Origin of the sequence: Bacteroides sp. AR20, assembly GCF_964250605.1 — a bacterium.
GTDB classification, from domain to species: Bacteria; Bacteroidota; Bacteroidia; order Bacteroidales; family Bacteroidaceae; genus Bacteroides; species Bacteroides uniformis.
On sequence record NZ_CAXUGK010000007.1, the window covers coordinates 40,816 to 54,481 of the forward strand.

The 13,666-nt window shown below is 50.5% G+C and carries 16 protein-coding genes; all 16 read right to left on the reverse strand.

Going from position 1 to position 13,666, the window contains the following annotated elements:
• Positions 1–8: 8 nt before the first annotated feature.
• Entirely contained in the window at positions 9–482 is a 474-nt protein-coding gene (locus ACESTD_RS05675; RefSeq protein ID WP_005938429.1) for a hypothetical protein, read from the reverse strand.
• A gap of 12 nt (positions 483–494) precedes the next feature.
• Positions 495–1,367: a conjugative transposon protein TraN gene (gene traN / locus ACESTD_RS05680; RefSeq protein ID WP_005938431.1), complete on the reverse strand. Its 873-nt coding sequence runs from the start codon at positions 1,365–1,367 to the stop codon at positions 495–497.
• Between the two features lie 135 nt (positions 1,368–1,502).
• On the reverse strand, positions 1,503–2,738 hold the full coding sequence (traM, locus tag ACESTD_RS05685) for a conjugative transposon protein TraM (RefSeq protein ID WP_025066792.1): 1,236 nt from the start codon (positions 2,736–2,738) through the stop codon (positions 1,503–1,505).
• Entirely contained in the window at positions 2,738–3,229 is a 492-nt protein-coding gene (locus ACESTD_RS05690; protein ID WP_005938435.1) for a hypothetical protein, read from the reverse strand. The genes traM and ACESTD_RS05690 overlap by 1 nt, the downstream gene beginning before the upstream one ends.
• 21 nt (positions 3,230–3,250) lie before the next feature.
• Positions 3,251–3,847 (reverse strand): conjugative transposon protein TraK, encoded by a 597-nt coding sequence (gene traK, locus ACESTD_RS05695; protein WP_005938437.1) that lies wholly within the window; start codon positions 3,845–3,847, stop codon positions 3,251–3,253.
• Between the two features lie 18 nt (positions 3,848–3,865).
• Positions 3,866–5,014, reverse strand: coding sequence for a hypothetical protein (locus ACESTD_RS05700; RefSeq protein WP_005938439.1), 1,149 nt, complete (start codon positions 5,012–5,014; stop codon positions 3,866–3,868).
• A gap of 31 nt (positions 5,015–5,045) precedes the next feature.
• The gene (locus ACESTD_RS05705) at positions 5,046–5,693 is read right to left on the reverse strand and encodes a DUF5045 domain-containing protein (RefSeq protein ID WP_372588037.1); all 648 of its coding nucleotides are present in this window, start codon (positions 5,691–5,693) and stop codon (positions 5,046–5,048) included.
• A gap of 28 nt (positions 5,694–5,721) precedes the next feature.
• On the reverse strand, positions 5,722–6,420 hold the full coding sequence (locus ACESTD_RS05710; RefSeq protein WP_005938442.1) for a hypothetical protein: 699 nt from the start codon (positions 6,418–6,420) through the stop codon (positions 5,722–5,724).
• Between the two features lie 14 nt (positions 6,421–6,434).
• Positions 6,435–7,172, reverse strand: coding sequence for a hypothetical protein (locus ACESTD_RS05715; protein ID WP_005938444.1), 738 nt, complete (start codon positions 7,170–7,172; stop codon positions 6,435–6,437).
• Positions 7,160–10,000: a TraG family conjugative transposon ATPase gene (locus ACESTD_RS05720; protein WP_005938446.1), complete on the reverse strand. Its 2,841-nt coding sequence runs from the start codon at positions 9,998–10,000 to the stop codon at positions 7,160–7,162. The genes ACESTD_RS05715 and ACESTD_RS05720 overlap by 13 nt, the downstream gene beginning before the upstream one ends.
• A gap of 16 nt (positions 10,001–10,016) precedes the next feature.
• Positions 10,017–10,307 (reverse strand): hypothetical protein, encoded by a 291-nt coding sequence (locus ACESTD_RS05725; RefSeq protein WP_005938448.1) that lies wholly within the window; start codon positions 10,305–10,307, stop codon positions 10,017–10,019.
• Positions 10,308–10,336: 29 nt separating this feature from the next.
• The gene (locus ACESTD_RS05730) at positions 10,337–10,648 is read right to left on the reverse strand and encodes a DUF4134 domain-containing protein (protein ID WP_050560719.1); all 312 of its coding nucleotides are present in this window, start codon (positions 10,646–10,648) and stop codon (positions 10,337–10,339) included.
• A gap of 213 nt (positions 10,649–10,861) precedes the next feature.
• Positions 10,862–11,545 (reverse strand): hypothetical protein, encoded by a 684-nt coding sequence (locus ACESTD_RS05735; protein ID WP_005938452.1) that lies wholly within the window; start codon positions 11,543–11,545, stop codon positions 10,862–10,864.
• Between the two features lie 10 nt (positions 11,546–11,555).
• A complete protein-coding gene (locus tag ACESTD_RS05740; protein WP_005938454.1) occupies positions 11,556–12,152 on the reverse strand; it encodes a hypothetical protein in 597 nt (198 codons plus the stop codon).
• Entirely contained in the window at positions 12,133–12,570 is a 438-nt protein-coding gene (locus ACESTD_RS05745) for a hypothetical protein (RefSeq protein WP_005938457.1), read from the reverse strand. Before ACESTD_RS05745 ends, ACESTD_RS05740 begins: the two co-directional genes overlap by 20 nt.
• Positions 12,571–12,590: 20 nt before the next feature.
• On the reverse strand, positions 12,591–13,445 hold the full coding sequence (locus ACESTD_RS05750; RefSeq protein ID WP_005938460.1) for a ParA family protein: 855 nt from the start codon (positions 13,443–13,445) through the stop codon (positions 12,591–12,593).
• Positions 13,446–13,666: the final 221 nt, after the last annotated feature.

Here is a 13,666-nt window from a genome sequence, read left to right on the forward strand (position 1 = left end):
AACGATAATCAGAACGGAATCTTTACACCCACTAAGAGTCCGTTGCGGAAAGTATCTCCATGCAAGAAGTTGACGTTGTTCTTCTGGATCAGCGAAAACTCCCAGCCGTTCTGAAATACATAGCTGTATTCAAAGCCGGCTTCCACACCGAGGAAGAACTTCTTCTGGGTGGCACCGAACTGAGGACCGAGACGGAAGCGGAGCATGCCGTTCTTGTAACGAACCAGTCGCTGCTTATAGACCAATCCGCCATCCCAGTAGTAACCCTTCCAAAATCGGCAACAGGTGGGTTTCTGCCAATGGTTCCCCACTTCACCGTAGATTTCCACGGCATTGCCATAGCTCAACGGATACTCGTAACCAATCATCGCATTCAAGGTATTCGGGAACAGGAAACCTGCATTCAGCGTGAGTTTCTTGTCCTGTGCGGATGCTGAAAGAACGGCAAACGCACAACAGATGATCATTAAAATTTTCTTCATATCGGGTAGGTTTTAGCGGTAAATGTAATAGTACGGATAGCATGAAGAATTCTTCAGAATGTCCGAATCAAAGCCATCGGCATTGAGGATGTCTTCGTATTCAATGGTGAGCGTAATGACACGGCCACTGATTTGGTTCTCTGAGATTTCCAGTCGGAGTACCTTCTCATCCGGGAAGGTCAGTTTCTCAATCACCAGCACATTGCGGTAATTCTTCTTGAACTTCTTGACCGGATTCAATGAGTAAACCGGTGTCAGTTCAATGGTCTGCGAGTTGGTGGCTTTCGTCTCTTTCTTGTCCGTCAGCTTCACGCGAAGTTCCTCAATGTCGTAGGCAATCTTCGTCTTGTTCTGTAAAGAATAATCAATAAAGAAATAGTCCCCGATAGTATAGATGTTGTTGACGATGGCCTTCATACCGTGGGCATTCGACACCACCTGATTGTACTTGCGCTTGCTGCCATACACCGCCCACGCATAGCGCACCATTTCGGCCTTGGGCATCGATACCTCGGGGTTGATATAGGACTGGGTATCGCTGTAAGCTACCTCAAAGATGGAGGCTGCCATATTGGGATAACGGGTATAAACCACGTCATACTGAGCGATATGGCGCTCTCCAATCAGGGTGATAGTACCCAGCAATTCATTCTCGTCAAAGGAGGTTTTAATGGAGTCTGGCTCCAGATAAGGCTTGATGCGCACCATGTTGTCGGCGCACTGGTTGCCCATAATCTTGGTCGTGGAGATGTCCACCAATTTGATGTTCTCGGGCATAACGATGTGGGTTGTGACCTCACTGTTCACGTAGATCTTCTCCTTGGCTGCAGCCTGTACGACCATACCGAGAAGACCGAAGAAAAGTAAAAATAATTTCGCTTTCATATTAGGTAATTCTTATGATTTACTGATTTGATTATTTGTTGATTCCGTTACTTGTAAACTTGCTTACTCTATTGCTTGTAACCTTACTTACTCTGTGATTAGTAAGATAGTTTACCTATTTTCATTCTTGACCTTTTACCTTGCTTCCTCCGAGTTAATCAGATAGACAATCGTGTTGTACTTGATTTTCGCCTTGTTCTTGCGGATGTTGGACGAGATGGCCGAAGAAGCTGAGTTATAGACATTTTGCAAGGCTTGAAGTGCCAGGGCTTCACCGGAAATACCGGAACCGTAGCCATCCTCCGATTCAAAACTGATGTTCTGTTGCACGGCACTGGAGCTGGCATCCTTCACGAACTCACGGAAAGAACTTTCCGGTACATAGAACCCTTCCATGCCGTCATTATCGAACACAGAAAGTTTCACGTTAATGAACTTATCACCGACCAGAATACTGGTAATGGTAGCCTTCACTCGCTGCTGTCCAAAGCCTGTCACTGTCCCATACAGGTAGGTGCCTTTCTTCAACTTGGTATTGCTGACAGTAATGTCATCCAAAAGTTTGAAGCGTAAACGAGTACCTTCCTTGGCTTTGGTAGTTTGGTCAATCATCGCCCGAATGAGCTTGGCTTCCGCTACATCATCAGGTGAGGTCACTGTGTGGAACTTCTCCGCATTGGTATCACCGGACTTGATGACAAGCTTTGGGCGGTTGCGTTCCTTTTCAGCCTGACGGACCCTTGCAATGGAGTCCTTCCGCTGCTTCTCTGCCTGTTCATCCCGGTCAAAGCGCCCGATACCCAACCCGCTTTCAATGGCCTTCTGACGTTCGTAACTCCTGCGTTGGATTTCTTCCAGGTCTTTAGCGAAGTCATCTTGTGAGGTATAGCCATCAGTAGCTGTTGATGAAGCGGTTCTGCTTCCATTACCAGACCTATTTCCGGAAGGAGCATTGTCCCCGTATGCAAAGGAATTGATATGTCTTCTGGATTCGGCCAACGACCTTTCCAGTTCCTCCATTTCCTGCTGCTGACGGATGCGTTCCGCTTCCGCTGCATCCAGCTTGTTGAGTTCGTCTTCGCTGTAGCCGTGCTCCAATTCTTCGGCTTTTTTCTGTTCTTCTCCGATGGCACCGACGGCGGTAAAGGCATCCTCGTCCCCGAAACGGCGCGACATCTCATACATCTTGTCTCCGGCTTCCTCCGCATTGGCTTGCGGCAGTTCCGTATTGATGCGGTCGGTGGCAACCGTCTGCTGGGCATCTTCGCCGCCCCCGAACGTCTGCATCACAAAGTACACCAGGGCACACAGGGGAATGAACACCACCAACGGGAAGATGTACTTGGGCTGTTTGAAATTGATTTTTCTGATCATGGATGGTCATTGTTTTGAAGTGATTTGACGATGGATTCCAGCCGGTTGTAACTTTGTACGATGTGGATGGAGTCCTGATGGCTTTTACGTGGTATCGCAATGAGCGAGTCCAGTTCCTCCCGGATCAGCTGCCCTTCATGGGTCAACTCTGTCAGCGTGGAACGATGGATGCTCTTGTTTGCCTGAATGGTGCGGAACCCAGCAAACACGGGTTCCAACTGGGCAATACTGCTGACATCCGGCTCACGATTATTTTGCTGTCCGACACCATCTATTAAAACGGTACTTACCAGCAGGAAAAACAGCGAACCGGTGACATAAGCAAAGGTGCGTCTGGGATGCTTCCTTGCCCAGATGTTGGCCAAACGGATGCGTCCTGCCAGACGATACCTGGTGCCGACGGCTCCCAACTTGGGTTGCAGCCAGGAGCGTATCAGGTGATGCGTCTTGAGCCTGCTTTCCTGAAGTGTCTTTCTGAATGATTTCATGGGGTACTTATTCTCTATAGGTTAGTAATCTAAATCTTTGTTCTCCAGCGTCCTCCAATTCGTAATCATCAGACCGTGCGGATTGTTCCGGGTACGGGGAACTGATTCGATGTAGCCTGTAGTGACCATGGAGCGTTTCAGGTCCCGAGTACGGCGCTTGATGAGCTGCGTTCCGTAGTAGGTAAATTTCCGTTCATGTTCGTCGAACTGAATGGAGTCACACATGATGGTACACACCGCTGAAGAAGAGATGATATCAGAGTAAAATCCGTTCTCATCCAATGCCTGCTTCTGCTTGAGGGCAGTACCATCTGCCATATACATTGCCTTGCCGACCGTCCACTTGATGTAGTCGTTGTCGGGAGGCAGGTTAAAGAAATACTGATGGAAGAGCTGGATATGCGCCTTGGCTTCCATCGTGAAGTTCGCTTCCAGCTGGGCACGCTGTGCCAGGAAGGGAATGTCACCGTCCAGTATGTAAATCTGCTCCCGTTCTTTTGTCACGAGCGAGATGCAGCACCAGACGGTGAACCCGCAGATGAGGGTGCAGCCACCTATCGTGGCCAGCACCGTCATCAGGGCGAGTTTCGTTTTCTGTGCTAAGGATTCTATAAGCATAGGGAATGGTTTGAGTGATTACTTCTTGTTGTTGCTGTTCTTGGATTTGCTCGGTCTGACCAAAGAAGCGGCACCGCCGGCTGCAGAGCCGACCACACTTCCTGCCATACCTCCTGCCATCGCTGTCATGCCCATCACGGTACTGCCGGCTGCTGAACCTGCACCGGAGCTGACACCGCCCGGAATCAGCCACGAAGCCACTTCGGGCACAAAGCGGATGATATAGGCACCCACCAGCATTCCCATGGCATACATGCAGTTGGAGCCGATGCCCTGCAGTCCCAGTGCGCCAATCTGTTCCCAGGAGTTTACCGAACCATGAAGCAGGTGGTTGTAAGCTATGAGGTCCTGCTGCAGGTTATAGAGCAGAATGAAGTCGATGTAGTAGATACACATATAAGTGACGAAGCCCCACAGCGAGAGGGAAAGGAACTTCGACATCCACTGGCTCCAGGCCGAATTCCAGGGCGGCGCCAGGGACAGGGCGAACATGATGGGACAGAAAATCATCAGGATGGCCATGAAGATGCGCTGCGCCACCAGAATGCCGTAGTAGGACATCTGGAATATCAGTTCCCCCACAAAACGGATGACATCGTTGATCCATTCGCTCATCTTGGTTTCAGCCGCCACGGCTGCCCGCTGGGCATAGTTGTTGATGGTGTTGCCCAGATTCTCCACGTTGTAGATGAGTTTGTCCCACCAGGCAGCATCCTGTCCGATGGCGGCTACCTGCTGGGCGGTGGAAATGGAGTCCTGTACGGCTCTCAGCCGGTCGAGGTATTCACTCTGTTTCTGCGCCACCTTCAACTCGAAAGCGGCCACTTCCTTGTTCTTGGCTTTTGCCATGGCCTTGGTAGCGGTTTCCAGTCCTTTGCCGGGAACCTGCAGGGCCTGACAGATCCACGAGGAAGAAGAGATACAGATGGAAATGCCGATGATGCGCAGGAGTTTCATCACGTCCATGCCGCGCCGCCCGAGCATCATCATCCAGCATTCGTAGGAGCCTACACAGAGCGCCAGCAACAGGCCGAGGATGCGTGCCAGTCCGATGGCATCACCCAGCACCGCCACATTGGGAAAGGTTTCCATGGCGACCAGCAGCTTGTCCAGACTCTCGTCAATGGCAGGCAATCCGATGGTTAATGGTACTAACAGTAGATTCATATTTTCATTCTATTTTCGTTACATATTCCTTTTAATAATGCGTGGAAGCCACCGCGCAGAGGTTGGCGGTCCGTTTGACCAGTTCTTCCATCTTCTGCCGGGCTTCCTCGTAAGCCTTCTGCCGCTTGGCATTCTCCAGTCCGTAGCCGACTCCCATCTTGTGGATGTAGGCGATGTCGGCACAGAGGATTTCATTCTGGCGGCTCAGTTCGTCCACCTGGTACTGGAGCTTGCCCTTGCTTTTCTGCATGCAGTAGAGCAGTCCGTCGGTGATGCAGTCCTGCATCCGGTTGAACTCGTCCTTGTAGGAAGGGAACATCAGGTCAACGTTGCGGTCTGCCTCGCGGAGCAGTTCCTCCTGATAGAGTTCCTCCATCTTCTGCCGCTCTTCCTCCACCTTCTTGATTTTCTGCCGCTGGGTCTCTTCCGCAGTTACCCGGGTGGGCATGATGCGTTTCACGTTGGATTTGTGCTCCTTGAAACGTACCCGGAAGCCGGATTGAAATCCTGCCCACTTCCAGTACATTTCCGCGCCCGAGTATTTCTTGTGCAACAGGAAGTAGTACCAGTCCGGTGCGAAATCCCATGGACCGTTCTCCATGGACTGCCACTGCCGGGCCTTTTCCTTGTCCTTGGTTGGACGCTGGGCATGTCCGCTATAGGGACACCCCATCAGCATCAGTGCGATGATGCCTGTGATGATTGCTTTAGCTGACATATCCTTTGTTCCATTGATTGATGACACGATTTGCTATCTCGTCCTTCACGTTGGAGTTGAGTATTTCCCAGATGTAGTCGGGCTTCCAGCCGCAGTCGGTAATGAGAAAGCAGTAGAGGTTCGCATTGTCCACGATGTAACGGGCCTTGTCGATGGTGGCTTTGAGCGTCATCACCAGGTTCAGCTTCTCGTCCATGGAAGCCTTCATCAGGTTGATGCCCGAAGCGGCCACGGAAGCGTAGAGCTTGTAGCAGTGCTTCACTTCCCGGGCTATCGCCACGTTGGCATCGGCATAATACCATCCCACAAAGGGCTTCTTCTTGACATGCTTGAAAGTGTTGGAGGTAAAGTCCTTGTACTCCTTGACCAGCATGTAGAGCGAGTTGGCGGTGGAGGAAATGGCTCCGGCCAGTACCAGGTACGAATGGGCATTGCTCATCTTGGTGTTTAGCGCGGTCCGCACTTCGTTGAACTTGTTGGCGCCTTTGGTGACCATTGACTGCTCCCCGAAACTGGTGGCCACTCTGCCCAGTGCCTGGTCCTCGTCCTTCTTGATGCACTTGTGCAGGGCTATCAGCGCTTCAATGGTCGGCAGGTCCTTGGGTATGACTACAGCGGTGGCCGTACCCGGCACCAGAAGGAATAGCATCAAACAGATTGCGCCCAATTTCTTTTTCCAGTGTTCCATAGCTTTTTCATCTTTTAGTTAGCAGCCACCAGTCCGTTCCAGTCCGATACGAGTCCGTCCACCTGGTTGCGCATGGTCATCACGTTGGCCCATCCCTCGGGGTCGATGGCAAAGCAGAGGTCATTCAGCGTGGCATACTGTGCCATGAGCATCATGCCGTCCACCTTGTAGCGGATCTCATTCAGATTGGTGTAGATGGAGTTGGCCAGTGACATTCGCTCGTAGCGGTCGAGCATGTTATAGCCGTCGCTCTTCTTCTCGGCAGTGCCTTCTCCCTTGAGCGGATTGGGAATCCTCGCATTGTTCACGATGTTTACGAAGTTGCCCACCAGCTGCTGTGTTTCCATCACCAGCCCTCCGAGTTCCGTCAGGCAGTAGAGCTGGTTGGTGAACTTCGCCTTGCTGACCGTCTTTATCAGTTCCGGCACATTCCGGATGATATCGAGGGCACAGCTGCCGATTTCCTTGTAGTACAGGCTCTCCGTACCGAAACCGGAGATGTTCTGCATCGACAGTTTGTAGAGTTCCTTCATCGTGGCCATGCTGACCGAATAGAGTTCCACCTTCTGCTGTTTGGCGGCGATGGTGTCCAGCCGGGCATTGTGCTGTTCCTCGATGAGTTTCTGGGCGGCAAGGTTGGACGACACGATTTTGATGCAGTTCTTGTCCACAACGATGCGCCATCCGGCATACATTTGCGTTGAAGCGGCAAGCATCAGTACCGCCATCAACAGGAATCTTAACTTGACCATAATGACATGACTTTTTGATGTTGATTGACTTTTCTGGCAAATTCCAGATACTTATGCCCGCCGTCCCGTTTGCGGTCTGCCTCTATGTGCGTGATGGCTTCCTGCATGGTTCCGTAGTGGGCCAGATAGAGTTTGAGGGCTTCCTTCTCCGTACGTTCGGTAGTGTAAGCCCAGTAGCATTCCGGTGCTTCCTCCACACCGTACACATCCGAGTATTGTCCCCGGCATATCCAGACTTCCTTGAAATAGCTGCGTCCTTCCCGGTTGTTCAGGGCATTGATGGTAAATATCTGCTGCCTCTGGATGGGGGTCAGTCCCAGGATGGCGGCAATGTCCTCGTAGCGGTCCTTGAACTTGGTCTGGTCGAGCAGTATCTTCACGTCGGAGTTGTTGATGATGGCTTCCTTCACGATGGGCGAATCTATCACATCGTTCAACTCCTGAGTAACGACACCTGCTATGCCGTGGAACTTTCTTACCGTTTTGTACAAATATTTTATATATTCTGCCATGGTGGGCGAAGCAATTGCCTTCCACGCTTCCTCAATAATCAGCGCCTTTCGTCCTTTCTTGATACGCATCTTCTGCAGGAACACGTCCATAATGATGAGTACCACAATCGGGAACAGCACGGGGTCATCCTTAATCTTGTCGATTTCGAAGACGATGAACTGCTCATCGAAGAGGTTCACGTCCAGGTCGGAGTTCAGGGTCATCTCCAGTTCGCCTCCTCGGTAGAACTGCTTCAGGATGGCAGCGAAGTCTCGGATGTTGAACTGAATCTTCTCCTGTGCCACGATTTGCGGAATGCGTTCCAATGCAAACTCATAGTAAGAGTTGAAGGACAATTCCCGGACTTTCAGTCTGCGTTTCTGTTCCTCGATGTGGTCTATCTGCTTGTCTATCTTGATAAGCATGGAGTTGTTGTAGAGTTCCTTCTTGTAGTTCTCGATAATCTGCAGGGCACGTTCCTTTTCCCCTTTGCTGGCAGCTTCATCCTGGGCAAGGGCATAGAGCGAACGGCACTGGCGGAGCAGCTTGAGTCGCCGGGCTTCTGCCGGAAGCATGAGTGCCCTGCTTTCTGCCTGCTTGTCCCTTTCGGCTTCTCTGATTTGGGCATCAATGTCTTCCATGCTGTGGGAGAACTTGTCGTAGTCTTCTTCCATCTTGGAGGCAACCAACAGCTTTTGTCTCAACCCTTCACGTTCCTTTTCGGTGAACTTGGTGAAGGGCTGGAAGTAGGCTTCGTAGTATTCCACGATGGTCTGGTTGATGAGCATGTCCTCAATCTTGCTTGGAAAGTCGTTACCCTTGAATATCAGGAATATCAAAGACTTCAAGAAGTTCTTCTTCTCCCCGAAGTTCAAGTCATACTCTTCTTTTGTTACCTTGAAAGGATTCATGGAGATGGGCTTCTCCTTCGAGTAAGAAATATAGGTTCCCTTGTAGTAACCACAGATACCTTCATAGGAATCACCCGTATCGACCATAACCACATCCGTCTTTTGCTCTAATAGTTGACGAACCACGCTGTTCATGTGGAATGACTTCCCGCTTCCTGAAGGTCCGATGCAGAAGAAGTTGGCATTATCCGTCATCTTCACCTTACCCTCTTTCCCTGTGATGTCAATACACACTGGCAGCCCCTGGCGGTCGGTGTAGTATGTGGTCAGCGGAGTATCTTCCGAGCCCTTTAGATGTTCCTTGAAAAAGAAGCACAGAGCGGCATCGGAGAGCGTCAAAAAGAGGTCATAGTCCGGATTGAAGGCATAGCCGTTGCCGGGGAAGCTGTCGGTAAACAATTCCAACTGGTTGTAGGCGGTACGGGACGGCATGATGCCGCATTCATACAGCTTGGTTTCCAGATAGGAAGTGACCGGGGTGACCTTGTCTGCCGGGCAGCTTACCAGAATGTTGAAGTTGCAATAAACCAACTGCGTGCTGTCCACAGCCAGGCGGTCCAGCACTTCCTCAATGTCTTCCTTCGCAATCTTGTTGCTCGGGTCAGGCATGGAGCCGTGACGTTTGGCCTTTGCCTGGAGTTTTCTCAGCAATTTTCGTTGGTTCGGTATCTGTACCACCTGGTTGAACACCACACAATCAGCATGGGGCACACTCGTCAGAAAAGAGAACAAGTCCGTAGCGATGCCGTAGCCGTTGATGTTCATCTGAGTATAGGGCTTCACCAGCGAAGGCAGGTTAATCTCGTCTATATCCACCAGCGGATAAGAACGGACTACCCGGTCGCCGATTTTCAGATACTCGTCTGATGCCTTGAAGTTGGTCATCGAGAACGGACCATGCCGGAACTGGAAGGCCATGAAGCGGTGGCAATACTCGTTCACCTCTTCCTTGGTCAACTTCCGATGCTTGATATTCTTCTCCTTGAGAATGTCGCTCACTTTGGAAACCTTGGAATGGAAGTCCAGCCATCTCTTCGGGTCGTACTGAACGAACTGGCTGTGCTGTGCCTCCTGCGTGAGGATAAGGTAGGTACGTATCTCCGTAAATTCTCTTCCCTCAAAGTAACGGAAGTAGCTTTTGGTTAGGAACTCTGCATCCTCCGGCACCTCATGGTGGTAGGACTGCTTGCAGAGCACGTCCTGTTTTTGCAGGGCATAACCCTCGCCGAGCGTCTGTACCACATTGGAGAGCACATCCTGAAAGAGCATGTACTGCTCCGCATCGGTACAAAGCTGCTGCACGGGATTGATTATCTCGAAAATAACCGACGGTTCCCCCTTGGCTGAAAAAAGGACGACATTGCCGTCCGTTTCCTCCAGCTGCGCATAAAGGCCGTCAAATATTCTTTTCTTGGTACGTGCCATAATCATTCATTTTATTTTACGAGTTACGTCTCAGATTCTTGTAAACATGGATACCCTTTGCCCGCCGTTTGTTGTGGAGACCGCCACGCTGCTTGACGTAAATGGTGACCAATCCGACCACTGCCATCACCAGCATGGCGATGAACCCGGCAAGCTTTCCCAAAGCGATGGAGAAACCGATAAAACCCACGAATGACACACCGATGGCCGCTGCTGCCAAAGTCAGGAAACGACCGCGTATGCCCATGAACTCCAGCGGTTTCTGCAAGCCTTTGAAAACGGGATAACCCTCCTGATTCATCGTCATAATTCCGGATAGAATGTTGACAGATTGGATTACTTAAAGAAGAGCGGAAGAGCCTCAGAAAGAGCGATAAATGCAATACATCCGCCAATGGTCAGCATGATAGTTTTCTTGACATCCTGGTCGCCGTTCTGCATCTTAAAATAAACGTTAAAAGCTCCTACTAAAACTATAACGGCTGCAATCGCTTTCATCAAGTTTGACACCGGAGTCTGGTAGGAACTCACTTCCTGGGTGGCTTTGGTAAAGCCTGCGGCTCCCTTGCTGCCTGCCATCGCTTCACCGACCGATACCGTAAGGGCAAAGATGAACATGAGGCATTTCTGTACCACACTGCAGGCCATAAGGCGGTTGACTGCTTTTTCAGAAGAACGCTGGATAGAGCGGAAGATGCTTTCGTTTCCGCATACGAGTTGATTGAGTTGTTTCATTGTATATTTCTTTGATAATGGATTTCATCGCCAAAGGAACAGAGGTCGCCAAAGAAACAGAGGTCATTCAAGTATCAGAGGTCGCTAAAGGAACGGTGGACTTTCGTCCAAGTAGTATCGGGTGTATTACCCGGCATATCGCATGCTTTCGCAGTGATAGATAATGGTACCCAGGTCACATTCACCGGTTTCGGCCAACTGGTCGATGGCTTTGAAGATGTCATCCACCAAAATGCCGTCTGTCAGGATGGCTTCTCGATAGGTCGGTGAGCGGTAGGGTTGGTCGTCATCGGTACTTTCTTCGGATGCTTGTTCGCCAGAAGGTTTTTCAGATTCTTCTTCAGCAGTTCCCTCGGTCGTTTCATCATCAGAAGATTGGGAAGAAGCTGCTTCCTGTTCGTTATCCGATTCAGTTGCCTGTGAAGGAGTTGTAGTACCAGATTCAATTTCATTGTACACATCTTCAGAATTGTCTGATTCCTCTTGTTCATCTTCGGTTTCTTCTTTCCATTCCTGTGAAGTATCGGCATCCGATTGAGTTGGAGAAGCATCGTCATGCTGACTGTTTTCAGAAGCATTCTCGCTTGGAGAATCTTCTTTCTTTTCCTCTTCTTTCTTCGGTTCCTCCCGACTCACCTTGTGAGGTCGGAAAGACTGGGCTTCGTCCGATATGTCTATATCCTCCTCTACATGGTTATCTTGTTCTGCCGCTTCCGCTGCCTTGGCTCGCTGGATGTCCATCACAATCAAGAAGGCATAGTAGCATAACAGCGCCACAAAGAGGATCGAGATTATTTGTCCATAGGTCATGATTGATTCTTTATAGCAGGTTAGACAATACCACCGTGGCTTCGACCGGAAAAGGCAGGAAACGGAATCCCAGTTTGGCGCCTCTCATTTCCGATTCCTTGATTCGACGGATATGATCGGGATAGTAGAGTATGCCGTATTCCTCTCCGGCCACATAGCCCTGTGACCTGAGCCAGGAACGGAGGCGGACTCGGGCCCGGTTGGACACAACCTTAATGCGGGTGATGGGACTCAGCCCAAAGATGACCCTGCGTCTTTCCCGACGCATGATGTCGGTGTGAATCCTTGAAAAGAGGTTGAAGTCTTCCGATGGGGTACGCTTCAAGCCCATATTGGCGGCAATTCTCCGCACATATTCTCTGGACACACCGAGATCCTTTCCGATTTCGGCAAAGGAGCGGTGCCCGAAGTGGTTGCGTATGTAGTCTGCACGTTCGAGCCAACGGGTTTTTTCCATCTTCTTGAGCCCCAGCTGACGTGCCTTCATCTTCACGGAGCGTTCGCTCATATCCAGCACCTGTGCCGTGTGGGGTGTGGTTTCGATGGGATACAGCTGGACGAGCAGGGCTATTTTCTGTTCGGTCCAGTTAGTTCTTCTCTTTCTCATAGGCTTGCTGATTGAAGTTGGTAAACAATGATTTCTTTTCCCTGCGAAACTGGGCCAGCTGCGGCAGGTAGGCATCGAAGAAGGAGCGGACGATGGCATTGACCATGTCGGAGCGGCTACGGTTGTAGATGACACAGTCGTCGAGTGAGTCTGCCAGGTCGCGGTCCAGCCTGCAGACCAGCCTTTCGCTCTTGTCGTTCTGTTCATCGGAGGCTTCCAGATGTTTCAGGAAGTCGTTCCAGTATCTTTCCTGTTCAACCTGAGGAGAAAGGACTGCTTCGGTGTTCTCTTCCGTTGTTTCCTCCTTGTGAGATTGGGGTGTGGGTTCCAACATATCGGGCGATTCGTCTGCCAGAATGATGTCGGGGTCATTGATGCCTTGCATAAGGTCATCCAATGCCGGAATGTCATTTTTCATACGCAATGCTATTTTGATGGTTACTGATTGAGTTGATTATCGTCTGGCTCTGCTGCTTCACTTTCATCTTCTGCTGCGTCCTCGGACAGGGCGATGGATGTGGCGGCGGCCTGATACTTTTTCTTTCCGCTCTTGGGATAGAGGTTTTCCGTGAGCTGGATGCCGGAGAGTTCCACTTCCCGCAGAGGGTCCAGGGTGTCGAAGATGCAGGAATACAGCTTGTCAAAAACTTGGGCTGCTATCGGCAAGGCCATATCCAGACCTGCAATGGTACTGAACCTTTCCATGTCTGCCCGTTTGGGAATCTTGGCGGTGACATACCCGTAGTTGGAAAAGGTTTCCCGGGTGTTGTCCCAAAGGAGGAGTTCCGAGCGCCTGCCCACACGGAGATCATGCTGATTGGGTACAATGAAGAGCCGGGCTTTCATCTTTGCACCGACCATTTTACGGAGCCGATCCAAAAACATCAGGAAGCTGGCGGTGGAGGGAACCGTTACCAGGTCATAGTGAAAAGGCACAACGATGATGTCGGAGTTGACAAACATCGGCACCAGTCCGTTGGCCATCAGGCTGCCCGGTGAGTCCATCAGCGCCACGTCTATCTCCGGGTCGTTATGGAGTTTCTCGACCAGCGAGGTCATGGCATTGTTGTCGTTGACTTCGTAGGACCATACTTCATAGGGGATGAGTTCTTCTCCGTAGCGCTTGATGTCTGACTTGCGGCACTTCATGATGGAGTGCTGGAAGTCGCAGTCGATAACGACCACACGGACGCCTTTCGTCACCAGGTAATTGGCGAAGGTTACGCAAAGGGAGGTTTTTCCGACACCTCCCTTCTGGTTGGCAAAGGTTACTATGACAGGTGTCTGTATCATGTTGTTTTTCGTCTGAATTAAATCGGAAGCAAAAATAAATTCCAGGATATTGATAACCTAAATGCACAACATCAGTGTGCAGGGAATCGGGCAAACTTTTGTATTTTGAGCTGTTTTACCGGAGTTTTTCTGTCTATATGCCCGAAAAGATTACAGAAGGTAGTCCCATGAAACTGAAAATGCGAAGATTTCCTTCAATCAAACAATATTCAATCATCTGT